The organism is Actinacidiphila paucisporea, assembly GCF_900142575.1.
Lineage (GTDB): Bacteria > Actinomycetota > Actinomycetes > Streptomycetales > Streptomycetaceae > Actinacidiphila > Actinacidiphila paucisporea.
Genome location: NZ_FRBI01000009.1, coordinates 91,051 through 117,999 on the forward strand (window position 1 = coordinate 91,051; position 26,949 = coordinate 117,999).

Here is a 26,949-nt window from a genome sequence, read left to right on the forward strand (position 1 = left end):
GCGGAAAGGTGCCGCGCGGCCCGCGGCGGTAGTTTTGACGTATGGCACCGAGCGGCACCGCGGACGGGCCGCGCCTGCCGCGGCTCGTGCGCTCACCGCCGGCCCGGCTCGCGGCCCTGCTGGTCCTCCTTGCGCTGCTGGTGGTCATCGACGACGCCTCGGGACCCGCCATCCGCATCGGCGGACTGATGCTGGCGGTGCCCGCGCTGTCCGCGGTCTTCCTCGGACCGGGCGCCGTCCTCGTCGTCGCCCTGGCCACCATCCCCTGCCTGGTGCTCGCCGCCGACGGCAACCACCAGTTGGGCACCGCCAACTTCCAGGTCATGATGGCCACCGCCGTGCTGATCGGCGCCGCCTCCGTGACCGCGGCCCGGGTCCGCGGGAGAGGTGAGAGCGAACTCGCCCAGGCCCGCTGGGTCGCGGGCGTGACCCAGCGGGCACTGCTGCGCCCGCTGCCCAAGCGGCTCGGCCGGTTCGCCATCGCCTCGACCTACATGGCCGCCGACCAGGAGGCGGCCATCGGCGGCGACCTCTACGCCACCGCCGACCTCGGCGACGGCCGGGTCCGGGTGCTGGTCGGCGACGTCCAGGGCAAGGGCCTGGCCGCGGTCGAGGTCGCCAGCATGCTGCTCGCCGCCTTCCGCCGCGCCGCCCGCCGGCGCACCTCGCTGCCCGCGCTGCCCGGCTACCTCGACCGCAGCCTGCGCGAGGACCTGACCGACCTCGCCGACGCCCCGCCGCCGCAGCCCGCCCACGCCGATGTCGAAGCCGCCCCCGCCCCGTCCGGCGACCCCGCCTTCCTGGAGCGCTTCGTGACCGCCGTCATGGTGGACATCGCTGCGGGCGGCGACGCCCTCGCGGTCGTGAACTGCGGCCACCCCTCGCCCATCCTGCTGCACCACGAGAAGGTGCGCCCGCTCGACGCCAGGCGGCCGGCCATCCCGCTCGGCCTCGGCGACCTCACCCCCGAAGCCCAGTACGTCGACCGCTACGACCTCACGGTCGGCGACGTTCTGCTGCTCTACACCGACGGGGTCATCGAGGCCCGCGACAGCCGCGGCGACTTCTACCCGCTCACCGACCGGCTCACCGGATGGTCCGGCCTGCCGCCGGACGAGCTGATCGAGGTGCTCACCGCGGACCTGCTCCAGCACGTGGGGCGCCGGCTCGGCGACGACGTGGCCGTCGTCGCGGTCCAGCGGGTGTCCTGACGCCGCGCCGCCTTCCCGAGCCGGCCACGCGGGGACCGGTCCGGCCCTGTCCAGGTCAGCCGAGCATCGGCTGGAGCGCGCCCTCCAGGGTCAGCAGCTCGCGCTTGCGCTCCAGGCCGCCGGCGTATCCCTTGAGTGATCCGTCGGAGCCGATCACCCGGTGGCAGGGCCTGACGATCGACACCGGGTTCGCGCCGATCGCCGCGCCCAGCGCGCGGACCTCGGCCCGCGACACGCCGACCCTGCGGGCGATCTCGCCGTACGTCGTGATCGTCCCGTAGGGCACGGCCTCCAGCGCGTCCCAGATCCGCTGCCGGAATTCCGAGCCGGTGCCGCTGTCGGCGAACGGGATGTCGAAGCGGGTCAGCACACCGGCGAAGTAGGCGTCGAGCTGCCGGGTGATCTCGCTGAAGGCAGCGGGATCGTGCACCCAGTCCGCGCCGATCGCGGGCGCGTTCTTCTGCCCGGCCATCGTCAGCCAGGCCAGCGCGGTGGGTCCGCCGGGCGCCGCGGACTTCTCGCCGACCAGCAGGAGCGGACCGATCGGGCTGTCGATCGTGGTGTGGACGGTCACGGTGCTCTCCTTCGTACGACGTACTGTCTCACCCTCGACAATGCCTCGCCGCGGGCAGCCCTGCTGGCGGAAATCGGACGCCGTGCTGCGCGGGGTCGCGGTAGCGTGGAAGGCATGCCCACCGCCGCGCACCGCCGTGAACTGATCCGCAGTCAGCGGCGCTCCGACCGCCTGCTGCCGCCCGTCGTACGGCGTCTGGTTGCCGGGCTCGACCCGCAGCCGCCGTGGCTGCCGCGCCGGGTGGCCGCGGTCGTGGCCCACGACCTCGACCAGGACGCCGGGGTCGGCGCGGTCCAGCTCGTGTGGCGCCCCGGTTCGGCGCGGGCCGAGACCTTCACCGCGGGCGTCGAGCGCGTCGCCGGGACGTGGCAGGAATCAGCGGGCGGCGGCGCGGACAGCGCCACACAGGACCCGCGGCGGGCGGTGGGCCAGGCCGGGCAGGTCGGCGTCATCGAGGTCGTGACCAGCCACGGCCTGCGCAGCCAGGCGCACATGGCCGCGCGCCCCGGCCTCCCGCACCACGAGGCGCCCTGGGTCGGCACGACGCAGCTGCAGGTCGCGGCGGAAGCAGAGTGCCTCCTGGTCGGCGAGCGCCGCGTCCCCGTGCCGGAGCACGGCACCATGCTGCTGGCCTGGACCTCCCCACCCACCACCCCGTCCGCCCGCCGCCCCGTCATCGTCGCCTTGGGCCCCGACGGCACTGAACTCTCCCGGCTCGCGCCGGAAGAGGCCATCGACTCGTACACGTGGGGGCTGCTCGGGGCGGCGTAGCCCCTGCGAGCTGCTGCCGCGGGCTGTTGAGCCATCGGTTCGGGTTGTGGTGACCGTTGGGAACTCCGGCTGACCACGGTCAATGCTCTGGCCAGGGCGTTGGACACCGAGCCGTCGCTTCTTGTCGGCCAGCCCTCGACGTTCGAGGGTTCGCACGCGGTGGCGTCCGAGCTGCCCTCGGTGCTCGCGTTGCGACAGGCGGTGTCGCCGCTGGGCAAGGAGGACGCGGCGTTCACGGCGATGGAACGTTCGTGGGCGGCCATCAGGTGCTGCGACGACCCGGACCTTGAGACGCTGGCTGCCTCTACGCTGTCGTGGGTCTTCGCCAAGCAGGGGCGACTTGAGGATGCGGAGCGAGATCGAAAAGGTAGGACGGTTCGTCACTGTGACGCTCAGACGGGCGCTCCTAGCGTGAGCGGCGGTAGACCCCCGCGACCGTGCTGTCGGTCCGGGGGCGTGGCTCAACGCCGGACTGGAGCGCCAAGCATGCGCGATTTCATCGGACTTCGGTTCGGGGAGTTAAGGATCACTTTCCAGCCGGCCCCTTCGCACGTCGGGGCGGTGGCCTGATGGGAATGCGCCTGTTGCCGTGGGCGGGTGAGGGTGGTCAGCCCTGTTACCTGAGCACCGAACGCGCGGACTCGTTCATGTCGCGCCTGGCCGACGACTTCGAACCCGACCTTCACTCGGGCGTGGGCCGGGAACCTTCCCGACCGCGCCGAGGCGAGCGCGAAGGCGCTGAAGCAGCCGGAGGCTACGGGCGTCGCCACCCCGGCTCGTCATTTCGAGCACCTACCGGGCGGTGCTCTGCGCATCGAAGTGTACGACGCCAACGAGGACAAGCCGGAGCTTCGGCGGTTGTCTGCGGACGCCGAGTCGGGACGTGGCCTGGTGCTTGTGGACGCCCTGTCCGGCGGCCGCTGGGGAGTGAGCTGCCGCGAAGGGGTAGGGAAAGTCCTGTGGGCGGAATGCGCAGCCGCCGACGGTAGTAGGGAGGCGGCCACTGAGGTGGGGGATGGGCACGTGCCCGGTCTGCGAAGTGTCCGCGCGGTGCGGTCTCACGGCCATACGGGGTGCCTCCTCTGCGAAGGGCTCTTACGGGCGCGGGGTGGCGCGGGAAGGGGTGACGAGGCCGGTCTCGTAGGCCGTTACCACGGCCTGCGTGCGGTCGCGCAGGCCGAGTTTGGACAGGATTCTGCTGACGTGCGTCTTCACCGTCTCCTCCGTGACGGTGAGGCGGGCGGCCAGCTCTCCGTTGGAGAGGCCCTCGGCGACCAGCCGGAGGACCTCCGTCTCGCGGGGGGTGAGGGCCGCCAACTCGGTGGCGGGGGCGGCGAGATCCCCGGGGGACGGCCGCAGCCGGGTGAATTCGGCGATCAGGCGGCGGGTGACGCCCGGTGCGAGCAGCGCCTCGCCCGCGGCGACGACGCGGACCGCATCGAAGAGGCGCTCAGCGGTGACGTCCTTGAGCAGGAAGCCGCTCGCCCCCGCGCACAGCGCGTCGTAGACGTAGGCGTCCAGGTCGAAGGTGGTGAGGATGAGGACGCGGGGTGGGCCCTGCCCCTCCCCGGCGAGCAGCCGGGTCGCCTCGATCCCGTCCATGACCGGCATGCGGACGTCCATCAGAACGATGTCGGGGGACAGGTCGCCGCAGGCGGCCACCGCCTCGGCGCCGTCGCACGCGGTGCCGACGACGGTGAAGTCCCGCTGGGTGTCCAGCAGCGCCGCGAACCCGGTCCGCACCACATGGTGGTCGTCGGCGACGACGATCCGCACCGGCGGGGGAGTGGTCATCGGGCCACGACCTGCACGCCGACGGGCAGCGACGCCTCGATCTGGAAACCGCCGCCGGCCGCCCGGCCGGTCCGCAGCGTGCCGCCCGCCGCGGCCGCGCGCTCGCGCATGCCGGGCAGACCGTGGCCGTCGGCCCGCGCTTCCGGGGCGGGTCCGGGACCGTTGTCCCGGACCCGCAGGCGCAGGACGTCGGCGGCGTAGTGCAGCTCCACGTCGACGGCGGCGCCGCGGGCATGCCGGCGTACGTTGGTGAGGGCCTCCTGCACGATACGGAAAGCGGCCAGCTCGACCCCGGGATCGAGCGCGGCGGCAGGGCCGGACACGATCAGCCGCACGCCCGCGCCGGAGGCGCATCTGGCCTCGTCGAGCAGGTCGTTGAGCTGCTGCAGCCCCGGCTGGGGGCGCCGCTCGGGGGTCTCCACCTCGGCGTCCTGCCGCAGCACACCGAGCAGGCGGCGCATCTCGGTCAGGCCCGCGCGGGCGGTGTCGCCGATCTCCGAGAGCCGGGTGGCGCCCGCGGCGGGCATGCCGGGGGTGGTCAGCCGGGCGGTCTCCGCCTGGACGGCGATCATCGAGATGTGGTGCGCGACGACATCGTGCAACTCCCGGGCTATCCGGGCGCGTTCACCGCGGGCGGTGTGTTCGAGCAGGCTCTGCGCGGTGACCTCTCGGGCCGCGCTGTGCACCCGGGCTTCGGCTCTGGCCGCGCTCGCCGCCCCGGCCAGCGCGGCGGTCGGGGCCGCGGACGCGACGAGCACCGCCAAGACGCGGGCCTCGCCCGACAGCCGCGGGTCGAGCAGCGCGATCGCCGTGAACGGCAGGGCCAGGACCACGCCTTGGACGGCGCGGTTCCGTATGCCACGGTCGCGGTCCGCCGCGGCTGGGCCCGCCGAAGCCCCTGCCCTCGCGCCGGGACTGCCCCGCCGCCATAGCCGCGCGCGCGGCTCCGCGCGCTCCTTCTGGGCGCCGCCAGGAGGGGGCGTCGCCGTCAGGTGGCGCAGGCTCAGCGCCAGCGCCAGGGCGCCGGCGGCGGTGAGGGTGCGGAAAGTGGTGAGGGACAGAACGGTCGCCGCGGCGACGGCGAGGGCCGCCGGCCGGGCGGAGAGGAAGGCCGCAGGGACGGTCGTGGTCAGGGCCAGCACGGTCGCGGTGAGCAGGCCGGTCGTCAGGGAGCGGCCGTACACCCCCGTGACGGAGGCGCGGACGGCCGCCTCGGCGACCGCGGCCGCGGCGAGCAGCGCGGTGGTCACCGCGGGAGCGTGCGGGGACGCCGCGAAATCCCGCGCCCACCCGGTGTTCATCAGCCTCACCCCGGCATTGTGGCCGCACAGGGCGGCCCACCGCGTCCTCCTGGCCAGGGACACCGCCGTACATCTCAGGGGGGATGCCGGGTCCCGCCGTCCCCCGTGGAGGTGACGGCAAGGACCGCTCCACGGCGGGACGATCCGGCGCCGCCCGCTGCCTAGCCTTCGTCGCATGGAAGCAACCATCGAAGTCACCGGCCTGCGCAAGCGGTTCGGGCCCACCGCGGCGCTGGACGGGATGACCTTCACGGTCACGCCCGGGCGGATCACCGGGTTCGTCGGGCCCAACGGCGCCGGCAAGTCCACCACGATGCGGGTGATACTCGGCCTCGACTCCGCCGACGAGGGCACCGCCCTGATCGGCGGCCTGCGCTACCGGGCGCTGCGCAATCCGCTCAGCCACGTCGGCTCGCTGCTGGACGCCGGCGCCTTGCAGCCGAGCCGCAGCGCCCGCGGCCACCTGCTGTGGCTGGCCCATTCGCAGGGCCTGCCGGCCCGCCGGGTCGACGAGGTCGTCGACGCCGCGGGCCTGGCGACGGCGGCACGCCGCAAGGCGGGCGGCTTCTCGCTCGGCATGCGCCAGCGGCTCGGCATCGCCGCCGCCCTGCTCGGCGACCCGCCGGTGCTGATCATGGACGAGCCCTTCAACGGCATGGACCCCGAGGGCATCGTCTGGATGCGCGGCCTGCTGCGCTCGCTGGCCGCCGAAGGCCGGGCCGTGCTGGTGTCCAGCCACCTGATGAGCGAACTGCAGGACACCGCGCACCACTTGGTGGTCGTCGGCCGCGGCAGGGTCATCGCCGACACCAGCGTCGCCGACCTGATCGCGGCGGCGTCCGGCGACCGGGTCACGCTGCGCACCACCGCCCGCGCCCAGGCGATGACGGTGCTCGCCCAGGCCGGGGCGGTCGTCGCCGCGACCGGCCCCGAGACCCTCACCGTGTCCGGAATCGGCTCGCAGCGTGTCGCGGGCCTGCTCGGCAGGGCCGAGGTGCCGTTCTCCGAGATCGGCGCGCACCGGGCGACATTGGAGGAGGCGTACATGGAACTGACCCGTGACGCAGTCGAGTTCCCCGCGGGAGGCGCCCGGTGACCGGCACGGCGACCGCGACCCCGTACCGCTCCGCGCGGCACACCGGCCGCGACGGCTTCCTGCGCACGCTGCACGGCGAGTGGACCAAATTCCGTACCGTACGCGGCTGGGTGATCGGCACGGTGGCGGCCGCACTGGTCACCGTCGCCGTCGGCCTGCTGGGCGCGGCGGGCAGCAGCATCGCGTGCAGCGGCCCCGACGGCGGCAGTTGCGACCACACGCCGCGGACCGGCCCGGGTGGCGAGGAGGTCCGCGACGCCATGACGCTGGTGCACCGATCGCTGACCGGCGACGGCGGCATCACCGTACGGATCACCTCGCTCGCCGGCCTGTACGCGCCGGGCGGCCGCGCGCAGGTGGGCGCAGGCCCCGGCACGGGCATGGTGGCCGGCCTGCAGCCCTGGACCAAGGCCGGTGTCATCGTCAAGGACGGCACCAAGGAGGGTTCCGCCTACGCGGCGGTCGCGCTCACCGGCGGCCACGGGGTGCGGATGCAGTACGACTACACGCACGACCTGGCCGGTACGCCCGGGGCGGTCTCCGCGTCGTCCCCGCGCTGGCTGCGGCTCACCCGCGCGGGCGACACCCTCACCGGCTACGACTCGACCGACGGCACGCACTGGGCCACCATCGGCACCGCCCACCTGGCCGGTCTGCCCGCGACCGTGCAGATGGGGCTGTTCACCACTTCCCCCGAATATGTCGTCACCAGCGGCTCCTTCAGCGGATCGAGCTACGGCGGCCCCAGCAAGGCAACCGCCGCCTTCGACTCGGTCGCGCTGCGCGGCCGGACCGGTGGCGCCTGGACCGGCGACCTCGTCGGCGGCCCCGACCGCGGACCCGGTGCCGGCGGCTCCGACCTCGGGTACAAGGAGAGCGGCGGCACCTACACGCTGACCGGCAGCGGCGACGTCGCACCGCAGGTGCCGGGGCGCGGATCGCCGGGCAAGACCGTCGAGACCACGCTCGTCGGCGCCTTCGCCGGGCTCATGGTGGTCGCCGTGATCGCCACCATGTTCGTCACCGCGGAATACCGCCGCGGCCTGATCCGCACCACGCTCACCGCGAGCCCCCTGCGCGGCCGGGTGCTCGCCGCCAAGGCCGCCGTGGTCGGCGCGGTCTCCTTCGCCACCGGGCTGGCCGCCGCGGCGGTCGCCGTACCGCTGGTCGAGGCGGTCGAGAAGAGCAAGCACTTCCCGATGTACCCGACGCCCTTCGCGACCGACGTGCGGATCGTCGTCGGCACGGCGGCGCTCTTCGCGGTCACCGCGGTCCTCGCGCTGGCGCTCGGCACGGTGCTGCGGCGCAGCGCGGGCGCGGTCACCACGGTCGTCGTCGCGATCGTGCTGCCGTACATCCTCGCGGTGGCCGCGGTGCTCCCCGCCGGGCCGTCCCGCTGGCTCACCCGGCTCACACCGGCCGCGGCCTTCGCCGTCCAGCAGAGCGTGCACCAGTACGCACAGGTCAGCGTCGACTACACGCCCGCCGACGGGTACTTCCCGCTGTCGCCGTGGGCCGGCTTCTCGGTCTTCTGCGGTTACGCGGCCGCCGCCGTCGCCGCGGCGGCCGTGCTGCTGCGCAGGAGGGACGCGTGAGCGGGCTGCGGCAGGCGGTGCACGCCGAGTGGACCAAGGTCCGCACCCTGCCCGGCCTGCTGTGGCTCCTGGCGGCGGTCGCGGCCCTCACCGCGGCGGTGAGCGCGGCCGCGGTCGCCGCCGCCCACTGCCCGGCCGCCGGGTGCGCCCAGGACCCGGCCAAGCTCAGCCTCACCGGCGTCCAGTTCGGCCAGGCCGGGGTCGCGGTGCTCGCGGTGCTGCTGATCAGCGGGGAGTACGGCACCGGCATGATCCGTACCACCGTCGCCGCGATGCCGCGCAGGACCACGGTCCTCGCCGCGAAGGCGCTTGTCCTGGCCGGACTGGTGCTCGTCGCCGGTACGGTCGCCGTCTCCGGCTCCGTACTGGCCGGACGGCTCGTCCTGCCCGGCCACGGCTTCGCCTTCTCGCCCGCGCACGGGCCCGTGCTCAGGGCTGCCGCCGGCTCGGTGGCCTACCTCGTGCTGATCGCGCTGCTCAGCCTCGGGATCGCCACCGCGGTACGCGATTCCGCTGCCGCCGTCGGTGCCGTGCTCGGGCTGCTCTACCTCTTCCCGATCCTCGCGTCTGTCGTGTCCGACCCCGACTGGTACCGCCACCTCCAGCAGATCGGCCCCATGACGGCGGGCCTCGCGATCCAGAGCACGGTGCCAAGTTCCTCCCCGGCGCCGATCGGCCCGTACACCGGCCTGGCCGTCCTCGCGACATGGTCGACCACCGCCCTCCTCACCGCCCTCACCCTCTTCCACACCCGCGACCCCTAGCGGCTCCCCCGTGCGGTGGCTTGTTGCCTTCCCCGCCGTCGCGGTTGGTCGCGCAGTTCTCCCCCAGGGCTTCGCCTGAGGCAGAAATGCGCCACCAGCCCCAACTGGGGGAAGGTCCGGGGCGGAGCCAGGGGTCCGGGCGGGGGCGCCCGGGAAGGGTCAGAAGCCGCGACGTACGTACGTCTGGCGCGCCTCATCGAGCCGCCGCGCCCGCCTCCGCCGCTCCGCGGCAAGCTCCTCGACGGCGTGCCGCACCCCGGTGAGGACGTGGGCGACCGGGCCGGGGCGCGGCTCCGGCACGGGCGGCGGGCCCGAGATGCCGATCGTGGAGGCCAGCGCGAGCAGCGTCGGATCGTCGGCGGCCCAGCGGTGGGCGGCCCGCCGCCGGCCGGGGGAGTCGGCGAGCACCATCCGGCTGGTGCGCAGCACGAGGAAGCGCCGCCGCTCCTCGCGCCCGAGCAGCCCGTCCGCCTCCAGAGCGGCGAGATACGTGTCAGAAAGGCCACGGCCCCTGCGCCACAGCCAGTCCTCGACGGTCTCGCCGTCGGCGGCCGGGGCGAGCGCCGCCGCGGCCAGGTCGAGTTGCGGGTCGCCGGCGTCCTGCCGGCCGGTGGGCAGCACGAAGTCACCGTCGAGGGCGGCCAGGCCGAGGCCGAGCAGATCGATCAGCTCGGCCCCGGCCAGCGCCAGCGACAGGTCGCCGCGTTCCAGCGACCGGGCCGACGGCATGTCCATGGCCACGAAGAGCAGGTCTCGTGCGGTGGTCATCCGGGCGCTCCACAATGCGTCAGTCGGCCCGGCGTCAGTCGGCCGGGCGTCAGCCCACAGGGCGTGAGCCCGCAGGCGTCAGTGCAGGCGGGCCTGCCAGTCGGCGGGCACCCGGTCGGCGGGACCCGGGGTGGACTGGGCCACGGGGTGGCTCAGCGGCGGCGCCAGGTCGGGGCCGTCTTCCACGTAGCTCTCGGTGACGTAGTTCCAGAACCAGCTCTCACCGGGTTCGTACGTCCTGATCACCGGGTGCCCGCTGGCGGCGGCGTGCGCGGCGGCGTGCTGCGCGGGGGAGCTGTCGCAGCAGCCGACGTGCCCGCAGGCGGCGCACCTGCGCAGATGCAGCCACCAGCCGCCGGCCTGGTCGCAGTCCGCGCAGCCCGCGCCGCTCGGCGGTACGGACGGGTCGATCCCGGAGGAATCGGGGGTGCTCATTCGGCGGCCTCCTCGGCGTCGGGGTTGCTTGCGGTGAGCGGCAGTCTCACCCGGAAACGGGTGTTGCCCGGCTGCGACTCGACGTCCAGGTCGCCGTGGTGCTTGTTGACCACGATGCGCCAGGAGATGTCGAGCCCGAGCCCGGTGCCCTGGCCCACCGGCTTGGTGGTGAAGAACGGCTCGAAGATCCGCTGCCGGATCTCCGCAGGGACGCCGGGACCGGTGTCCTGGAAGTCCACCACCAGCCTGCCGTGGTCGCGCGAGGTGCGCACGGTGAGCGTGCCCGCCCCGTCCATCGCCGACACCGCGTTGTCGATCAGGTTGGTCCACACCTGGTTCAGCTCGCCCGGGTAGGCGGGGATGCGCGGCAGCGTGTGGTCGAACTCCTTGATCACCCTCACCTCGGACCCGATCTTCCCGGCCAGCATCTGCAGGGTGCTGTCGAGCAGCTCGTGGATGTCGACCACCTGGAAGGGCGCCCGGTCCAGCTGCGAATACTGTCGGGCGGCGTTGACCAGGCCGGAGACCCGGGAGGTGGAGTCCTCGATCTCGTTCATCAGCAGCTCGGTCTCGACGGTGTAGTTCAGCCACCGCACCGCGCTCTCCAGCAGCTCGTCCTCCACCGCCGCCGCGACCTGCTCCAGCCACTCCTCGTCCAGGCCCGCCTGGACGAAGGCCGGCGCGAGGTCCCAGCCGCCGGCGATGCCGTGGCCGTCCAGCCAGTCGGCGATCGCGTCCTCCTGGTCGGCCGTCTCCATCGGGCTGAGCTCCTGGGCCTTGGCGATCCGCTCGACGGCCCGCTCCTGCACCCCGATGAGGGTGTCCAGGTCGGCCTGCCGCAGCCGGCCGCCGGCCAGCACCTTGAGCTTGTGGCGCATGCCGGCCACCCGGTCGCGCAACGCCGAGGTGGCGCGCAGCGCGGCGGCGGCCGGGTTGTTCAGCTCGTGCGTCAGACCCGCCGACAGCGAGCCGAGCGCCAGCAGCCGCTCGCGCTGGCTGACGACCTGCTGGAAGGTCCGGTTGCCGAAGAACAGCCCTTCGAGCAGGTGCACGGCCATCGGGAACCAGTCCCGCATGATCTGCGCGAACTCGTCCGCGGCCAGCACGAAGAAGCGGGACGGCTCGGTGACCCGCATCGAGTTGGTGTAGAGCTGGGGGACCTGGTCGCCCAGATACGCCTGGAAGGCCCCGGCGTAGACGCCCCGCTGCGAGGTCCTGGTGACCTCGATGTCGTCGGCGCCGACCCGCCGCGAGGTCACCACGGTGCCTTCGAGCAGCACGTAGAAGCAGGTCGCGGGATCGCCCTCGGCATAGACCGGGCCGGGCTCCGCGGCCTCGATCCGGCCGGAGCCGCACAGCCGGCCCAGCTGCTCGGGCGTCAGGTGCTCGAAGAGGAACAGCGACCGCAGTTCCTCCGGATCGCACGGCAGCGTCGAGGCGGTCACGGTCCCTCCAGACGTGAGGTGCTCACAGCCCCTCCAGGTAGCGGTGTACGAGCATGACGGCCATCGCGCCCTCGCCGACCGCGGACGCGACCCGCTTGGCGGACTCCGCGCGCACGTCGCCGGCCGCGAAGACCCCGGGCACGCTGGTCTCCAGGTGGTAGGGCGGCCGGTCCGGCTCCCAGCCGGCCGGGCGCTCGCCCTCGGCGGCCAGGTCGGGCCCGGTGAGCAGGAAGCCGTGGCCGTCCCTGCGGACCACGCCTTCCAGCCAGTCGGTGCGCGGCGCGGCCCCGATGAAGACGAACAACCGCTGGGCGTCCACCATTTCCGTGCCGCCGCTCGCGGAGTCCCGCAGCGTCAGGCTCTCCAGGTGGTCCTCGCCGTGCGCGGCGGCGACGACCGTGCTGGTGCGGACCCGGATGGTGGGGATCGCGGCGATCTGCTGGATCAGGTAGTGCGACATGGACGCCTCCAGCGACGCCCCCCGTACCAGCAGCGTCACCGACTTGGCGCCCCGCGACAGGTAGACCGCGGCCTGCCCGGCGGAATTCGCCCCGCCGACGATGTAGACGTCCTGGTCCTCGCAGCCCGCGGCCTCGGTCAGCGCCGAGCCGTAGTAGATGCCGCGGCCGGTCAGCTCGGCCAGCCCCGGCACGTCGAGCAGCCGGTAGGCCACCCCTGTGGTGAGGATGACGCTCTGCGCCGAGACCGAGCTGCCGTCGGCGAACCGTACGGTACGGGCGGGGCCGCTGACCTCCAGGCCGGTGACCTCGCACGCGGTGAGCAGCTCGGCGCCGAAACGGCTCGCCTGGCGGCGGGCCCGGTCGGTGAGCTGGGCGCCGGAGACGCCGTCGGGGAAGCCGAGGTAGTTCTCGATCCTGGCGCTCTGCCCGGCCTGGCCGCCGGTCGCGGTGCGCTCGATCAGGACGGTGTTCAGCCCTTCCGAGGCGCCGTAGACGGCCGCGCCGAGCCCGGCGGGTCCGGCCCCGATCACCACCAGGTCGTAGAACTCCTCCGCCGGAGTGGTCGCCAGGCCCACCTGCGCGGCCAGGTCCTGGTCCGACGGCTCGATGAGCACCTCGCCGCCGGGGGCGATCACCATCGGCAGCCGCATCCCGTCGTGCCCGGCCGCGTCGAGCAGCCGCCGGCCCTCGGACTGGTCGGACAGATACCAGCGGTACGGGATCTGGTTGCGGGCCAGGAACTCCCTGACCTTGGACGACCGGGCCGACCAGCGGTGACCGACGACCTTGGTCTCCGGCACCGGGCGGTGGTCGGAGGCCAGCCAGCTCTCCAGCAGGGCGTCGACCACCGGGTAGAGCTTCTCCTCCGGCGGGTCCCACGGCTTGAGCAGGTAGTGGTCCAGGTCGACCACGTTGATCGCGTCGATCGCCGCGCCGGTGTCGGCGTAGGCGGTCAGCAGGATCCGCCGGGCGCCCGGATAGACGTCCATGGCCTGCTCGAGGAATTCGATGCCGTTCATCTGCGGCATCCGGTAGTCGGCGAGGATCACCGCGACCAGGTCGCCGCGCAGCTTCATCTGCCGCAGCGCGTCGAGCGCCGAGTCGCCGGACTCGGCGCGCACCACCCGGTAGCGCTCGCCGTACCGCCGCCTGAGGTCGCGGGCGACGGCGCGGGAGACTCCCGGATCGTCGTCGACGGTCAGGAGCACGGCTCGGCGCGTGCTGTCCGGTGTTGTCATGGGCATCCCCGTCCCCGTCCGCTGCCTGCCCGTTTCGCTCCGTGCAGGTCCGCCGTTCAGCCTAGTGGGCCGACGCGGTGCCCGCAGTGCGCGGCATTGACCGGCTGTGCGCGATGATCGCGCAACGCGTGCACACATGGCCGTACGGCGCGGGCCCGGTGGGACGGGTGGGCCGCGGCGACTTGCGTTGGAGCGCACTTCAGCTCCTAGCCTCGACAGCATGACCACGCCACAGACACCACAGAAACCGATCGGCTCGGGCTTCGGCGCCCACAGCACCGCGGACGACGTGCTGCGCGGCATCGACCTGACCGGAAAGCTCGCGCTCGTCACCGGCGGCTACTCCGGCATCGGCCTGGAGACCACCCGGGCACTGGCCAAGGCCGGCGCCCACGTGGTGGTGCCGGCCCGCCGTCCGGAGACCGCCGCCGACGCGCTCGCCGGTATCGAGGGCGTCGAGGTGGACCGCCTCGACCTGGCCGACCTCGACAGTGTCCGCGACTTCGCCGACCGCTTCCTCGCCACCGGCCGCGACATCGACATCGTCATCAACAGCGCCGCCGTCATGGCCTGCCCGGAGACCCGGGTCGGACCCGGCTGGGAGGCGCAGTTCGCCACCAACCACCTCGGCCACTACGCGCTGGTCAACCGGCTCTGGCCGGCGATCGAGCGGGGCGGCGCCCGGGTGGTGGCGGTGTCCTCGGGCGGCCACCACAACTCGCCGATCCGCTGGGACGACCTCCAGTTCGAGCACGGCTACGACAAGTGGGAGGCCTACGGGCAGGCCAAGACCGCCAACGTGCTCTTCGCCCGGCAGCTCGACGCGCTCGCCCGCGACCGGGGCGTACGCGCCTTCGCGCTGCACCCCGGCGGCATCCTCACCCCGCTCCAGCGGCACCTGCCCAAGGCCGAGATGGTCGAGCGCGGCTGGATCGACGAGGACGGCAAGCCGCTGAACCCGGCCGGCTTCAAGTCCACCCAGGAGGGCGCGGCCACCCAGGTCTGGGCGGCCACCTCGCCCGCACTCGACGGCCTGGGCGGCGTCTACCTGGAGGACTGCGACATCGCCGAGCCGGCCCGCCCCGACGGCACCCGCAACGGAGTCCGCGACTACGCGATCGACCCCGACCAGGCGTCCCGCCTGTGGACCCTGTCCGCCCACCTCACCGGCGTCGACGCCTTCGCGTCCTGAACCCGCACCGCCCGCGCATCCCGCGCGGGGCGTCCAGCCGCCGCGGCGGACCCCGCGTGGCCCCCCGCCGCCGCGGCGCCCCCGCGTGAACCTCGCCCCACGGGGCCGGGGCCCCGGGGTGGTGGCGCGATCGGGTGAAGGGTGGGTCGGTCGGCCCGGCCGGTGGGCGGTACGGTGGGCTGGGCGGCGGATGCTGGGGTGGACAGACGTCCGCGTCCCGCCGCGGATTCGGACGGGCCCGGCGCGCCGGGCCACGACGCCACCGGAGGCCCACCCTGCTGGTGCTCTGCGTGATCTTCGCGCTCCTCGGGGCGGCGAGCAACGCGACCGGTACGGTGCTGCAGCGCAAGGCCGCGCTGGCCGTGCCCGCCAAGGACGCGCTCAAGCCGCGGCTGCTGATGGACCTCGTCAGGCAGCCGGTGTGGCTGCTGGGCATCTGCGGCGTGGCCGGCGCGGCGCTCTTCCAGGCGCTGGCCCTGGTGACCGGCCCGCTGGCGCTGGCGCAGCCGGTGTTCATCCTGGAGCTGCCCTTCGCGCTGCTGATCGCCCTGCCCGTGCTGCACCGCGCCCTGCCCAAGTCGGGCTGGTACGCGGTCGGCTGCATGGTCGCGGGCCTGGTGCTGGCGCTGGCCAGCGCCGCTCCCACCGGGGGTGCGTCGCAGGCGTCGATGGCCCGGTGGATTCCGGCGGTGGTGGTGTGCGTGGCGGGGATCGCCGTCGTGGTCGGCGCGGCCAGGCGCCGGCCGTCGGGCGCGGCACGGGCGGCGCTGCTCGGGACGGCCGCCGCGGTGGCCAACGCGCTGACCGCCGCCCTGATGAAGTCGGCCGCCGACACCTTCTCCACCGACGGCTTCGGCGCCTTCCTGGCCGCCTGGCAGACCTACGGCTTCGCGGTGTGCGGCGTGGCGGCGGTCTTCCTGCTGGAGAACGCCCTGCAGGCCGGGCCCATCGCGTCCTCGCAGCCCGCGCTCACCCTCGGCGACGCGACCGTCAGCCTGCTGCTGGGGGTCATCGTCTACGGCGAGCACATCCGCACCGGCTGGTGGATCGTGCCGGAGCTGGCCGGGGTCGGCCTGATCATCAGCGGCACCCTCTACCTGTCCAGGGCCGTGCCGCTGACCCGCGAGCTGGGCAGCTGAACGGGACTGTCCCGCCCCGAAGGCCCGCGGGCATCGCCGGTCCCCTCCGGCCGGCGATGCCCGCCAACGCCCGCGCGGCGGCCCGCTCAGCCGCGCCCCACCGCGAGCCGCAAGGTGAGGATCTGGAACGGCCGCAGCGCCAGCCGCACCACGGAACCCGCCACCTCGTGGCTGCCGTCGTCCGGCAGCGGACGCTCCAGCAGGTCGGTCACCACCGCGCCGCCCAGCGCGAACCCGGGAGTGAGCACCGCCCGCACCCGGCGGCCGTGGGACTCGTAGAGCCGCACCACCACGTCGCCCGAGCGGTCGTCGGCCAGCTTGACCGCCGAGACCACCACCCCGTCCTGGTCGACCGCGACCAGCGGCTCCACCACCGCGCTGCCCGGCACGGTCCGCTCGGGCAGGTTCAGGTGGTAGCCCTCGCGGACCGCGTCGGCTGGCTCCACTCCGACCACCAGCGAGTAGCGCAGCCGGTGGGTGCCCTGGTCCTGCTGCGGATCGGGGAAGCGGGCCGCCCGCAGCAGCGACAGCCGGACCGTGGTCGTCGTACCGCCGTCGGGGCGTACGTCCCGGGTGACGTCGTGCCCGTACGTCGAGTCGTTGACGAGTGCCGCGCCCCAGCCCGGCTCGCCGACGTGCAGGAAGCGGTGCGCGCACACCTCGAATTTCGCCGCGTCCCAACTGGTGTTGGTGTGGGTGGGCCGCTCCACCTGCCCGAAGGGGATCTCCGCGGTGGAGTGCGCGGCCCGCACGTCCAGCGGGAAGGCCGCCTTGAGCAGCTTCTCCCGCTCGTGCCAGTCCACCACCGTCTCCACGTCGAGCCGCCGCGCCCCCTGCTCGAGGCTCAGGATCTGCTCGATCCGCGACGCGCCGACCGTACGCACCACCCGCACGCCGCCGTCCGCGACGGAGACCTCGTCGGCCCGGTCGAGGTCGCGCACGGTGTTGCGGTAGAAGACGTCGATGTCCCAGGCGTCCCACTTGTTGGGGAAGTCCTGGTGCAGTTGCAGCAGGTTGGCCGCCGCGCCCGGGGCCAGCGCCTCGCGGCCCGCGGTGATGTCGTAGGCGGAGGTGACCAGGCCGCGACCGTCGACCACGATCCTCACCAGCCCGTTGTCCAGCACGAAGCCGTCGCCCTCGGCCACCGGGGGAGTACGCCCCGGCGCCCGCGTCCTGGGCGCCGCGCCCAGCGCGGGGACGCCGCCGCGCGCGTGCGGGGCGGCGTTGAAGACCACCTCGCCGGCCCCCGGCGGACCGGCCAGCGCACGTTGGGCCGCGCCGATCAGCTCTTCCAGTTCGGCGGCCACCTCCCGGTAGGTCTGCTCCGCCTCCCGGTGCACCCAGGCGATCGAGGTGCCCGGCAGGATGTCGTGGAACTGATGCAGCAGCACCGTCTTCCACAGCCGGTCCAACTCCTGGTACGGATACGCCGCCCTGGTCCGCGCGGCGGCCGTCGCCGCCCACAGTTCGGCCTCCCGCAACAGGTGCTCGCTGCGCCTGTTGCCCTGCTTGGTCGCCAACTGGCTGGTCAAAGTGCCGCGGTGGAATTCCAGGTACAACTCGCCCACCCACACCGGCGCGTCCGGATGGTCGGCGAAGGCCTTGGCGAAGAAGTCCGCGGGCGCCTCCACCGCCACCCGCGGTGAACCCTCCAGGTTCGCGAGCCGGTCGGCGCGCGCGATCATCTCCCGGGTCGGCCCGCCACCGCCGTCGCCGTAGCCGAACGGCACCAGCGAGCGGTCGCTGCGCCCCTTGTCCTGGAAGTTGCGTTCGCTGTGCGCCACTTCGGCGCCCGACAGGTCACTGTTGTAGGTGTCGACCGGCGGGAAGTGGCTGAAGATCCGGGTGCCGTCGATGCCCTCCCACCAGAAGGTGTGGTGCGGGAACCTGTTGGTGGTGTTCCAGGAGATCTTCTGCGTCAGGAACCACCGCACCCCGGCCAGCTTCATCAGCTGCGGCAGCGCCGCGTTGTAGCCGAAGGTGTCGGGCAGCCACATCTCCTCGGTCTCGACGCCGAATTCCTCCAGGTAGAACCGCTTGCCGTGGACGAACTGGCGCACCAGCGACTCGCCGCCGGTGATGTTGGTGTCCGGCTCCACCCACAGGCTGCCGGCCGGCAGGAACTGCCCGGTCTTGGCCTTCTCCTGGGCGCGCGCGTAGACGTCGGGCCGGTGCTCCTTGAGCCAGGCCAGCTGCTGCGCCTGCGACATCACGAAGCGGAAATCCGGGTGGTCGTCCATCAGTTGCGTGACGCTGGAGACGGTCCGGGACACCTTGCGTACCGTCTCGCGCAGCGGCCACAGCCACGCCGAGTCGATGTGGCTGTGCCCGATCGCCGATATCCGGTGCGCCCCCGGGCTCGCGGGCGCCGCCAGCGCCGGTGCCAGCACCTCGCGGGCGGCCGCCGCGGTGCCGCCGACGTCCTGGAGGTCGATCACGTCGAGGGCCTGCTCGATGGTGCGCAGCAACTGCCAGCGCCTGGTGGACTGCTCGGGCAGTTCGTGCATCAACTGCCCGAGTACGTCGAGGTCCTGGACCAGCTCGAAGACCCCGGCGTCGAAGACGGCCAGGTCCATCCGGCGCAGCCGGTAGAGCGGGTCGCGGTCCCCGGCGGCGTCCGCGTCGTGCAGCCAGGCCGCCCGGTCGCCCGCGGGCGTCGGGTGGAAGGTGAGCTGCTCGGGCCCGGAGTGCATGACGACCGGGTTCGCCGCGGCCTCGATGTAGTACGTCAGCTGCTCGCCGCCGGTGGCCGACGGCGAGATCGGCAGGTGGGTGTTGCGGGGGTTGAGCGCCTTCACCGCGGTCCCGTCGGGACGGTGGACCAGGCCCTCGGCGGAGAAGCCGGGCTCGGTGGTGCCGAAGCCCAGGTCGAGCACCGCCTCCACGGCGAGGCCCGCCCATTCCTGCGGTATCCGGCCGCTGACCTTGAACCAGCTGGTCGACCAGGCCGGTCCCCAGCGGTCGCCGACCTGGGCCGGACCGTAGTCGGCGGCGAGCCCGGCGGCGACCGGTACCGGTTCGCCGGGGACGTGCCACACCTCGACGGTGAGCGGCACGCAGCGGGCGTGCACCGCGGGTCGCAGCCGCTGGCTCAGCATGCGGGCCAGCCGCTGCTCGGTGATGGTGGGATCGGTGTGCAAGGCGAGCCTTCCCGTGCGGTCGGGAGTGTCGGTGGTCGTACGAGCCGGTCAGCCCTTGAGCGCGCCGCCCAGGGCGAAGCCGCCGCCGAGCCGGCGGGCGAGGACGAGGTAGAGCATCACCACGGGGATGGAGTAGATGATCGAGAACGCCGCCAGCTGGCCGTACTGCGTCTGGTCGTGGGCGCTGAGGAAGGTGAAGACGCCCACCGAGGCGGGCAGCTTCTCCGGGGAGAGCAGCAGGATGAAGGGCACGAAGAAGTTGCCCCACATTCCGATGAAGGTGAAGATCGTCACCACGATGACGCCGGGCCACATCAGCGGCAGCACGATCCGCCAGAGCACCTGCATGGCGTTGGCGCCGTCGATCCTGGCCGCCTCCTCCAGGACCAGCGGGACGCCGTCCATGAAGTTCTTCATCAGCCAGATCCCGAACGGCAGCGCCGCCGCGGCCAGGAAGAGCGTCGTACCGGGCATCGAGTCGATCAGGTTGACCTGGACGAACATGCTGTAGACCGGGATCATCACCGCGGTGATCGGCAGCCCGGTGCTGAACAGGATGGTGTAGAGGAACGGCCTGCGCAGCCGGGACCTGAACCGCGACAGCGGATAGGCGGCGAGCACCGAGCACACCACGCACAGCATGGTGCCGCCGCCGCACATCAGCAGGCCGTTGAGCATCGGCCGGTAGGTGGTGTCGCTGTTGAGGATGTTCCGGAAGTTCTCACCGGTGGGCGACGGCACCGACAGCCTGAAGCTGCCGTGTGCGTTGACCGAGACCAGCAGCATCCACAGCAGCGGCACCAGGTAGAGCGCGGAGAAGGCCAGCAGCGAGACGTTGACGGCGACCCGGCTCGCCGTCGCCCGCGTGTGCCGGGTGCCGATCACGGGCCGCCGGGCGACCGCGGGGCGGACCCGTACCGTACGCGGGCTGTCGGTGACGGCCATCAGTCCTCCTCGATCTTGAGCAGCCGGATGTAGACGACCGAGAAGAGCGCGCCCACCACCAGCAGCACCAGCGCGACGGCCGTGCCGTAGCCGATCAGGCTGCTGGTGAAGGCCTGCTGGTACATGAACACCGGCAGCGTCTCGGTCTTGTTGCCGGGACCGCCGCGGGTCATGGTGTAGATCAGCCCGAAGACCGACAGCGTCTGCAGGGTGATCAGCATCAGGTTGGTCATCACCGAGCGGCGGATCACCGGCAGCGTCACCCGCCACAGCCGCTGCCAGGGCCCCGCGCCGTCCACCTCGGCCGCTTCGACCAGTTCCTGCGGCACGTCGTTGAGGGCCGCCGAGTACACCAGCATCGAGAAGGCGGTGCCGCGCCAGACGTTGGCGATGCACACCGCCAGGATCGGCAGCGTGTACAGCCAGTTCTGCTGCGGGAGGTGCAGCCCGCGCAGGATCGCGTTGAGCGAGCCCTGCCGGAAGAAGAAGGCGTACATCAGGTAGCCCGCCACCACTTCGGGCAGCACCCACGCGGCGATCACCACCGTGCTGGTGATCGAGCGGACCGGTTTGGCGGCCTTCTCCATCAGCACCGCCAGCGCGAGCCCGAGGGTGTTCTGCCCGATGACGGCCGAGCCGACGACGAAGACCAGGGTCAGTTCGACGGCGTTGACGAAGTCCGCGTCGCGGAAGGCCCGGGTGAAGTTGTCGAAGCCGACGAAGTGGGTGCCGGACGCGCCCGTGAGCTGCATGTCGGTGAAGGCGTAGTAGACGCAGTAGGCGATGGGGCCCGCCAGGAAGATCACGAGCAGCACCACGGCGGGCAGCAGCGGCACGCCGCGCAGCAGACCGCCCACCGCCCGGCCGCGGCGCGGCCCGGCGGTGGGAGCCGCGGCGGCCGTGACGGTCACCGGGCGCCCTGGACGGTGTTGTCGGCACCGACCGCGGTCTTCACGTCGTCATCGAAGGTGCTCGCGGCCTTGTCGACCGAACTCTGGCCGGTGGTCACCGACTCCATCGCCTTCTGGATGGCGCTGGAGACCTGGGTGTACGCCGGCAGGCCCGGCCGGTAGTAGGTGGCGGGGACCAGGGCGGTGAAGAACGCGTTGCTGGGCAGCGCCTTGAGGTAGGTCGGGTCGGCGGCCACGTCGGTGCGCACCGCGATGGTGGCGTTGACGCTGTTCCACTGGGCCGAGTTGGCCTTCGACTCGAGGAACCGGGTGAATTTCCAGGCCAGGTCGGCGTTCTTCGCCTTCGCCGGGATCGACCAGGCCCAGCCGCCCGACATGCTGACCTTGCCGCTGCCCTGGCCGTTCTGCGACGGCATCGCGGCCATGCCCATCGTCGTCTCCCACTGCGGCCACGGCTTGGGCCCGGTGCGGATCCAGTTGTTGGGCATCCATGAGCCGTCGAGGTCGATCGCGAGCTTGCCCTGCGGGATCATCTCGGTGCCGACCGCGGCCTGGATGTTGGCGCCCAGCGCGTCCTGCGGGGACGGGCCGAGGCCCTCGCCGTAGACGGTGTGCACGAAGTCCAGCGCGTCCCTGAAGCCCTTGCTGCCGACGACCCACTTGCGCTGCTTGCCGTCGTACAGCGAGTCGTTGGCGGCCGGGGTGCCGTAGAGCAGCATCTCGAAGCCCTGCATCGAGGAGGCCTCGCCGGCGGCCACGCCGGTGTAGACGTTCAGCGGTGTCACGCCGGGGACCTTGGCCTTGACGGTACGGGCCGCGGTCAGCACGTCGGCCCAGGTCTTCGGCTGCCACGGCACGGCTATGCCGGCCTGCGCGAAGAGCTGCTTGTTGTACCAGAGGCCGCGGGTGTCGGTGTCGTCGGGCACACCGTAGGTCTTGCCGTCCCCCGCGTACTTCATCGCCGCCTTGGCGGGTGCGGCGAAGGCGCTCCACTCCTGCCAGGACTTCAGGTAGCCGTCCAGTGGCTGGAGATAGCCGCTCGCCACATCGGAGTTGATGGTGGCCGTGTCCTCGTAGACCAGGTCGGGCGCGGTCGCGGGGGAGCGCATCATCAGCTGGATCTTGGTGTAGTAGTCGTTCTCGCTCGCGGTCACCGGGACGAGCTTCACCGTGGTGCCGGGGTTGGCCTTCTCGAACTGCTGCACCATCGGTTCGAGGAAGCCGGCCTGGACGTGGTTGTTGTTGTTCAGCTGCTGCTGGTAGACGACCTTGATCGTCTTGGCCGAGCCGCCGGAACCGGACCCGCAGCCTGACAACGTTGCCGCACACACGGTCGTGGCGGCCGCTACCGCGGTCGCCGCGAGAAGTCTCGTTCGCACCTTTGACCTCCGGTGAAGAACCCGAGTCGGCCCGCAACGGTTGCGGACAGCGCGGGGGGTGCCCGGTGGGGACCGCCCCCGTTCAGCCGGGCGCCCGTGCCCTGGCATGTCGGCGAAGCTAAATCCAATGGATTGAGTAAGTCAACGGATCTGACATGTAAACTTCGCGGCGAGCTGCGCCGGGGGGCGCGGCGAGGGGGCCGGAGGAGGAGGCGGGTCGGTGACTCAGGGAACCAACCTTCCGCGGGTGGGCGGCTACAACCAGGCGGTCGTGCTGGACGCGATACGCACCGCGGGCCCGGTGAGCCGGGTCGAACTCGCCCCGCTCACCGGCCTCACCAGCCAGACCGTCTCCAACGTGGTCCGCCGGCTGCTGGACGCCGGACTGGTCACCGAGTCCGGCTACGCCCCCTCCAGCGGCGGCAAGCGCCGCACCCTGCTGTCGCCGCGTGCCGAGGGCGCCTACGCGGTCGGCGTGCAACTCGACCCCGGCGCCGCGGTGATCGTGGTCGTCGACCTGGCCGGCGAGGTGCTGGCCGACCGCCGCGTCAAGCTCCCCGACGGCGCGGCGCCCGCCGACCTGGTCGCCCGGATCGCCGGCGCCGCCCAGCGGCTCACCGCCAGGACCCGTATCGACCCCGCCCGGCTGCTCGGCATCGGCGTCGCCGCGCCCGGGCCGATCGACGGCCCGGCCGGCGACGTCGTCTCACCGCCCAACTTCGCCGGCTGGGGCCGGGTGCCGCTGCGGGAGATGTTCGCGACCGCGACCGGCATGCCGGTCGCGATGGACAACGACGCCACCGCCGCGGCCATCGGCGAACGCTGGATCGGCGGCAAGGACCGGGCCGGCAGCTTCCTGTTCATCTACCTCGGCACCGGCGTCGGGGCCGGCATCGTCCTCAACAACACGGTGCTGCACGGCGACTCGGGCAACGCGGGGGAGTTCGGCCACATCGCCGTCGACGCCGACGGCATCACCTGCGACTGCGGCAGCACCAACTGCGTCGGGCCGTACGTCAGCCCCGCCGGCGTCATCGGCGAGCTGTTCACCCTGCACGGTGCCGCCGCCGCGGCGCGCATCGGCCTCACGGGCGCGGCGGACGGCGTGCACCGCGACTGGAAGGTGCTGCGCCAGGCGGTCCGCCGCGGCGACCCGGCCGCCTGCGACGTCGTCCGCCGCGCGGGCCGCCGCTTCGGGCAGGCCGCGCGGGGCGCCGCCGCCCTGCTCGACGTCAGCCGCATCGTGCTGGGCGGCGAGGCGGTACGCGGCATCGAGCCGATCATCTGCGAGGAGATCGACGCGGCGGTCAACGCGATGTCCGTGGCGCGGGTCATCCGGCGGATCTCCGTCGAACCGAGCGTGATCGGCGAGGCGGTGGGGGCGGTGGGGGCCGCCTCGCTCATCCTGCACGGCAACTACGCGCCGGGGTGGCGGATGCTGACCAAGCCCTGAAGTGGTCTAGTCCTCATATGGTCCGGACTATTGACACCGCTCGCCGGCGGCGGATATTCCCTTCCTGCGCTCAGTCCCTTTCCTGACCCCCACCAGGAGGCGTCGTCGTGCCGAAGCCCCCCACCCGGACCCGCGGGAAATCCGCCCTGCCGGCAGCAGGGCGCGCCGCCGCGTCCGTGGCGGCGCTCGCCGCCGCCGTCGGCCTCACCTTCCTCGCGGCCCTCCCCGGCGCCGCCTCCGCCTCCGCCGACAGCGCGCCGAACCTGCTGGCCAACGGGGGGTTCGAGAGCGGCGGCACCGGCAACTGGGTCTGCGCCGACGGCCATTCGACCGTCACCACGGCGGCCCCGCACTCCGGGTCGTACTCCCTGCTGTCCTCACCCGGCGCCAACGACACCGCCGCGTGCGCGCAGACCGTCGCCGTACAACCGGGCGGACGGTACGTGCTCAGCGCCTGGGTGAAGGGCGCCTACGCCCAACTCGCCGCGTCCGGTGACGCGGTGCAGCAGTCGACCTGGACGGGGGCCTCGCAGTGGACCCAGCTCACCGTCAACGTCGTCGCCGGTCCCGCGACCACCGCGCTCACCGTGACCGTCAGCGGCTGGTACGCCTCGGGCGCCGTGTCCGCCGACGACGTCACGTTCACCGGCCCGCCGGCCGGCGGGACTCCGACGTCCGCGACGCCCACGACGATGAGCCCCACAGCCACCGGCACCCCCACGCCCTCGGCCACCCCCACCACCTCCGGCGGCGGTCCGGTGGTCGACGTCGTCGACAGCAAGGGGCTCAAGGCGGCACTGGCGGCCGCGCGCCCCGGGCAGACGATCCGGCTCGCCGACGGCACCTACGTCGGCAACTTCAAGATCGCCGCCGCCGGCACGGCCGCCGCGCCCATCACCCTGACCGGGTCCGCGAAGGCGGTGCTCACCACCTCCAGCGGCGGCGGAGACGTCATCCAGCTCACCGGCTCGCCCTACTGGACGATCAGGGGCATCACCCTGACCGGCGCCCAGAAGGGCATCATGATCGACGGCTCCGACCATGTCGTGGTCGACTCCGTCGAGGTGCACCACACCACCATGGAAGGCATTCACTTCCGCACGTCGAGCAGCTACGGCGTGGTGCAGAACTCGTCCATCCACGACACCGGCACCTCGGGAAACGGCATGGGCGAGGGCATCTACGTCGGAACCGCCAACACGCTGACCGACACCAGCGACCACGTCCGCATCGCCGGCAACGTGATCGGGCCCAACGTCGGCGGCGAGAACATCGACATCAAGGAGGGCACCACCGGCGGCGTGATCACCGGCAACACCTTCGACGGCAGCGGGCTGACCGGCGCCAACTTCGACGACTCGTGGGTCGACGTCAAGGGCAACGGCTACACCGTCACCGGCAACCGCGGCACCCACACCACCAACGACGGCTTCCAGACCCACAGCCAGTACCCCGGGTGGGGCTGCGGCACGGTCTTCCGCGGCAATTCCTCCGACCTGACCGGCGCCACCGGACCCGACCGCTACGCCGTCCACGTCACCAACTACGACGCCGCCTCCTGCCCGGTCACCGTCGCCGCGGACAACACCGTCACCGGCGGCAACGGCCTGGTCAACCCGGGTGTTCCCATCGGCTGACCCGCCGTCGCGGGCGAGGTCAGGACGGGGTGACCTCCTCGCGGGACTCGGTCGCCCAGAGGGTGTGGAAGGTGCCGGGGCGGTCCGCGCGGCGGTAGGTGTGGGCGCCGAAGTAGTCGCGCTGGCCCTGGATCAGCGCGGCGGGGAGGCGCTGCGCGCGCAGGCTGTCGTAGTAGGCGAGCGCGGCGGCGAAACCGGGGGTGGGGATGCCCAGTTCGGCCGCCGTGCTGACGACGCGGCGCCAGGCGCTCTGCGCGCCCTGCAGCGCCTCGCTGAAGTGCTCGTCGATGAGCAGCGTCGGCAGGTCGCCCCTGGCGTCGAAGGCCGCCCTGATGCGGTCGAGGAAGGCGGCCCTGATGATGCAGCCGGCTCGCCAGATCGCCGCGACGCGGCCCTGGTCGACATCCCAGCCGTATTCCGCGCTGCCGGCCGCGATCTGGTGGAAGCCCTGCGCGTAGGCGACGATCTTCGACGCGTACAGCGCCTGCTCGACGTCGTCGGCGAAGCGGTCGTAGGCCGCGCTGTCCAGCAGCGTCGGGGTCGGCCCCGGCAGGCCGCGCGCGGCCTCGCGCAGGTCGGCGTGACCGGAGACGGACCGCGCGAAGACCGCCTCGGCGATGCCGCTGACCGGCACCCCGAGGTCGAGCGCGGTCTGCACGGTCCAGCGCCCGGTGCCCTTCTGCTCGGCCTGGTCGAGCACGACGTCCACGAACGGCTTGCCGGTCTCGGCGTCGGTGTGTGCGAGCACCTGCGCGGTGATCTCGATCAGGTACGAGTCGAGGCGCCCCTGGTTCCAGCCGCGGAAGACCTCCGCGATCCGCTCCGGCGGCAGGTCGCACGCGTGCCGCAGCAGGTCGTAGGACTCGGCGATGAGCTGCATGTCGGCGTATTCGATGCCGTTGTGCACCATCTTGACGAAGTGCCCGGCGCCGTCGGGGCCGATGTGGGCCACGCACGGCGAGCCGTCGTCGGCCTTGGCCGCGATGGCCTCCAGCATCGGCGCGAGGGCCCGGTAGGACTCGGCCGAGCCGCCGGGCATGATGCTCGGGCCGTGCAGTGCCCCCTCCTCGCCGCCGGACACGCCGGTGCCGACGAAGTGGATGCCGCGCTCGCGCAGCTCCTTCTCCCGGCGCCGGGTGTCGGCGAAGTGCGCGTTGCCCGCGTCCACGATGATGTCGCCGGGCTCCAGCAGCGGGGCGAACTCCCTGATCACCGCGTCCGTCGGATCGCCCGCCTTGACCATGACGATGATCCGCCGCGGCCGCTCCAGCGAGGCCACGAAGTCCTCCGCGCTCTCGGACGGCACGAAGGTGCCCTCGTCGCCGAACTCCTCGACCAGCGCGCGCGTACGGGCGGCGGTGCGGTTGTGGACCGCGGTGGCGTAGCCGTTCCTGGCCAGGTTGCGGGCGAGGTTGCGGCCCATCACCGCCAGCCCGGTCACCCCGATCTGCGCCGTGCCGGGCGACGCCTTGCCGCCCGGTCCCTTGCTGTGCTGCGCCGCCTGGTCTGCGGAGGCCATGGGGTCCACCCTTTGTCGTGTCGGGATGCGTGCCGCGGAGGTGTTACAGACTGCTCCCTGCCCACGATTATGGCGGACAAATCACCCCGAAACGGAAAGGCTCGGCGTGGCGTCGCCGCCGGGCCGCTCAGCGCGGCGGCGCCCCGCAGCGCCCGCGGGATCCGCCCGCACCGCCCGCCGG

Annotated in this window: 21 protein-coding genes and 1 pseudogene; 10 read left to right on the plus strand and 12 right to left on the minus strand. The window is 72.9% G+C overall.

Annotation, left to right across the window (positions count from 1 at the left end; genetic code table 11):
• Positions 1-41 precede the first annotated feature (41 nt).
• A complete protein-coding gene (locus BUE44_RS15755; RefSeq protein ID WP_079189778.1) occupies positions 42-1,211 on the plus strand; it encodes a PP2C family protein-serine/threonine phosphatase in 1,170 nt (389 codons plus the stop codon).
• A 55-nt stretch (positions 1,212-1,266) separates the two neighbouring features.
• Here BUE44_RS15755 and BUE44_RS15760 read toward each other — a convergent pair whose 3' ends face one another.
• Positions 1,267-1,785, minus strand: coding sequence for a methylated-DNA--[protein]-cysteine S-methyltransferase (locus BUE44_RS15760; protein WP_073498667.1), 519 nt, complete (start codon positions 1,783-1,785; stop codon positions 1,267-1,269).
• A gap of 114 nt (positions 1,786-1,899) precedes the next feature.
• Between BUE44_RS15760 and BUE44_RS15765 the strand changes: the two genes are divergently transcribed.
• Positions 1,900-2,556 carry a hypothetical protein gene (locus BUE44_RS15765; protein WP_073498669.1) on the plus strand — a complete coding sequence of 219 codons (657 nt, stop codon included), beginning with the start codon at positions 1,900-1,902 and terminating at the stop codon, positions 2,554-2,556.
• Positions 2,557-3,651: 1,095 nt separating this feature from the next.
• Here BUE44_RS15765 and BUE44_RS15770 read toward each other — a convergent pair.
• Both BUE44_RS15770 and BUE44_RS15775 read right to left on the minus strand, forming a co-directional pair.
• Complete coding sequence (locus BUE44_RS15770) at positions 3,652-4,350, minus strand: response regulator (RefSeq protein ID WP_073498671.1); 699 nt, start codon at positions 4,348-4,350, stop codon at positions 3,652-3,654.
• Positions 4,347-5,651 (minus strand): sensor histidine kinase, encoded by a 1,305-nt coding sequence (locus BUE44_RS15775; RefSeq protein WP_407640030.1) that lies wholly within the window; start codon positions 5,649-5,651, stop codon positions 4,347-4,349. Before BUE44_RS15775 ends, BUE44_RS15770 begins: the two co-directional genes overlap by 4 nt.
• A gap of 175 nt (positions 5,652-5,826) precedes the next feature.
• On the opposite strand from BUE44_RS15775, the gene BUE44_RS15780 reads away from it, so the two are divergent.
• The 3 genes from BUE44_RS15780 to BUE44_RS15790 are packed head-to-tail and all read left to right on the plus strand — an operon-like array spanning position 5,827 to position 9,106.
• Complete coding sequence (locus BUE44_RS15780) at positions 5,827-6,747, plus strand: ABC transporter ATP-binding protein (protein ID WP_073498673.1); 921 nt, start codon at positions 5,827-5,829, stop codon at positions 6,745-6,747.
• Positions 6,744-8,342: an ABC transporter permease subunit gene (locus BUE44_RS15785; RefSeq protein ID WP_235002181.1), complete on the plus strand. Its 1,599-nt coding sequence runs from the start codon at positions 6,744-6,746 to the stop codon at positions 8,340-8,342. The genes BUE44_RS15780 and BUE44_RS15785 overlap by 4 nt, the downstream gene beginning before the upstream one ends.
• Positions 8,339-9,106 (plus strand): ABC transporter permease, encoded by a 768-nt coding sequence (locus tag BUE44_RS15790; RefSeq protein WP_322940165.1) that lies wholly within the window; start codon positions 8,339-8,341, stop codon positions 9,104-9,106. The genes BUE44_RS15785 and BUE44_RS15790 overlap by 4 nt, the downstream gene beginning before the upstream one ends.
• Before the next feature lie 159 nt (positions 9,107-9,265).
• Here BUE44_RS15790 and BUE44_RS15795 read toward each other — a convergent pair whose 3' ends face one another.
• The 4 genes from BUE44_RS15795 to BUE44_RS15810 form a co-directional block, all read right to left on the minus strand.
• On the minus strand, positions 9,266-9,874 hold the full coding sequence (locus BUE44_RS15795; protein WP_073498675.1) for a GPP34 family phosphoprotein: 609 nt from the start codon (positions 9,872-9,874) through the stop codon (positions 9,266-9,268).
• Between the two features lie 78 nt (positions 9,875-9,952).
• Entirely contained in the window at positions 9,953-10,309 is a 357-nt protein-coding gene (locus BUE44_RS15800; protein ID WP_073498677.1) for a UBP-type zinc finger domain-containing protein, read from the minus strand.
• Complete coding sequence (locus BUE44_RS15805; protein ID WP_073498679.1) at positions 10,306-11,754, minus strand: ATP-binding protein; 1,449 nt, start codon at positions 11,752-11,754, stop codon at positions 10,306-10,308. The genes BUE44_RS15800 and BUE44_RS15805 overlap by 4 nt, the downstream gene beginning before the upstream one ends.
• 22 nt (positions 11,755-11,776) lie before the next feature.
• Entirely contained in the window at positions 11,777-13,453 is a 1,677-nt protein-coding gene (locus BUE44_RS15810) for an FAD-dependent oxidoreductase (protein ID WP_073498936.1), read from the minus strand.
• A gap of 220 nt (positions 13,454-13,673) precedes the next feature.
• Here BUE44_RS15810 and BUE44_RS15815 point away from each other — a divergent pair, with 220 nt between their 5' ends.
• A complete protein-coding gene (locus BUE44_RS15815; protein WP_073498681.1) occupies positions 13,674-14,645 on the plus strand; it encodes an SDR family NAD(P)-dependent oxidoreductase in 972 nt (323 codons plus the stop codon).
• 275 nt (positions 14,646-14,920) lie between these two features.
• Positions 14,921-15,784: a DMT family transporter gene (locus BUE44_RS15820; RefSeq protein ID WP_073498938.1), complete on the plus strand. Its 864-nt coding sequence runs from the start codon at positions 14,921-14,923 to the stop codon at positions 15,782-15,784.
• Between the two features lie 86 nt (positions 15,785-15,870).
• Here BUE44_RS15820 and BUE44_RS15825 read toward each other — a convergent pair whose 3' ends face one another.
• Genes BUE44_RS15825 through BUE44_RS15840 form a run of 4 tightly spaced genes read right to left on the minus strand, consistent with a single transcriptional unit; the run spans position 15,871 to position 22,159 of the window.
• Entirely contained in the window at positions 15,871-18,924 is a 3,054-nt protein-coding gene (locus tag BUE44_RS15825) for an alpha-mannosidase (RefSeq protein WP_073498683.1), read from the minus strand.
• Positions 18,925-18,972: 48 nt separating this feature from the next.
• Entirely contained in the window at positions 18,973-19,869 is an 897-nt protein-coding gene (locus BUE44_RS15830) for a carbohydrate ABC transporter permease (protein WP_079189779.1), read from the minus strand.
• A complete protein-coding gene (locus BUE44_RS15835; RefSeq protein ID WP_073498685.1) occupies positions 19,869-20,780 on the minus strand; it encodes a carbohydrate ABC transporter permease in 912 nt (303 codons plus the stop codon). Before BUE44_RS15835 ends, BUE44_RS15830 begins: the two co-directional genes overlap by 1 nt.
• The gene (locus BUE44_RS15840) at positions 20,777-22,159 is read right to left on the minus strand and encodes an extracellular solute-binding protein (RefSeq protein ID WP_073498687.1); all 1,383 of its coding nucleotides are present in this window, start codon (positions 22,157-22,159) and stop codon (positions 20,777-20,779) included. Before BUE44_RS15840 ends, BUE44_RS15835 begins: the two co-directional genes overlap by 4 nt.
• Before the next feature lie 220 nt (positions 22,160-22,379).
• On the opposite strand from BUE44_RS15840, the gene BUE44_RS15845 reads away from it, so the two are divergent.
• From BUE44_RS15845 to BUE44_RS38495, 3 genes and pseudogenes are all read left to right on the plus strand, one after another.
• The gene (locus tag BUE44_RS15845; RefSeq protein WP_073498689.1) at positions 22,380-23,612 is read left to right on the plus strand and encodes an ROK family transcriptional regulator; all 1,233 of its coding nucleotides are present in this window, start codon (positions 22,380-22,382) and stop codon (positions 23,610-23,612) included.
• Positions 23,613-23,788: 176 nt separating this feature from the next.
• Positions 23,789-24,202 (plus strand): annotated as a pseudogene (locus BUE44_RS38490) (carbohydrate binding domain-containing protein); the annotation flags it as partial.
• Positions 24,203-24,304: 102 nt separating this feature from the next.
• Entirely contained in the window at positions 24,305-25,249 is a 945-nt protein-coding gene (locus tag BUE44_RS38495) for a right-handed parallel beta-helix repeat-containing protein (protein WP_073498996.1), read from the plus strand.
• Positions 25,250-25,268: 19 nt separating this feature from the next.
• On the opposite strand, the gene gndA is transcribed toward BUE44_RS38495, so the two are convergent.
• The gene (gene gndA / locus BUE44_RS15860) at positions 25,269-26,768 is read right to left on the minus strand and encodes an NADP-dependent phosphogluconate dehydrogenase (protein ID WP_073498691.1); all 1,500 of its coding nucleotides are present in this window, start codon (positions 26,766-26,768) and stop codon (positions 25,269-25,271) included.
• Between the last annotated feature and the right edge of the window lie 181 nt (positions 26,769-26,949).

Excerpts from the sequence above, each read along its gene's own strand:
- BUE44_RS15755 (WP_079189778.1), top strand. The coding sequence starts at position 42 with ATGGCACCGAGCGGCACCGCGGACGGGCCGCGCCTGCCGCGGCTCGTG.
- BUE44_RS15765 (WP_073498669.1), top strand. The coding sequence starts at position 1,900 with ATGCCCACCGCCGCGCACCGCCGTGAACTGATCCGCAGTCAGCGGCGC.
- BUE44_RS15770 (WP_073498671.1), bottom strand. The coding sequence starts at position 4,350 with ATGACCACTCCCCCGCCGGTGCGGATCGTCGTCGCCGACGACCACCAT.
- BUE44_RS15775 (WP_407640030.1), bottom strand. The coding sequence starts at position 5,651 with ATGAACACCGGGTGGGCGCGGGATTTCGCGGCGTCCCCGCACGCTCCC.
- BUE44_RS15780 (WP_073498673.1), top strand. The coding sequence starts at position 5,827 with ATGGAAGCAACCATCGAAGTCACCGGCCTGCGCAAGCGGTTCGGGCCC.
- BUE44_RS15795 (WP_073498675.1), bottom strand. The coding sequence starts at position 9,874 with ATGACCACCGCACGAGACCTGCTCTTCGTGGCCATGGACATGCCGTCG.
- BUE44_RS15800 (WP_073498677.1), bottom strand. The coding sequence starts at position 10,309 with ATGAGCACCCCCGATTCCTCCGGGATCGACCCGTCCGTACCGCCGAGC.
- BUE44_RS15810 (WP_073498936.1), bottom strand. The coding sequence starts at position 13,453 with ATGACAACACCGGACAGCACGCGCCGAGCCGTGCTCCTGACCGTCGAC.
- BUE44_RS15815 (WP_073498681.1), top strand. The coding sequence starts at position 13,674 with ATGACCACGCCACAGACACCACAGAAACCGATCGGCTCGGGCTTCGGC.
- BUE44_RS15830 (WP_079189779.1), bottom strand. The coding sequence starts at position 19,869 with ATGGCCGTCACCGACAGCCCGCGTACGGTACGGGTCCGCCCCGCGGTC.
- BUE44_RS38495 (WP_073498996.1), top strand. The coding sequence starts at position 24,305 with ATGAGCCCCACAGCCACCGGCACCCCCACGCCCTCGGCCACCCCCACC.
- gndA (WP_073498691.1), bottom strand. The coding sequence starts at position 26,768 with ATGGCCTCCGCAGACCAGGCGGCGCAGCACAGCAAGGGACCGGGCGGC.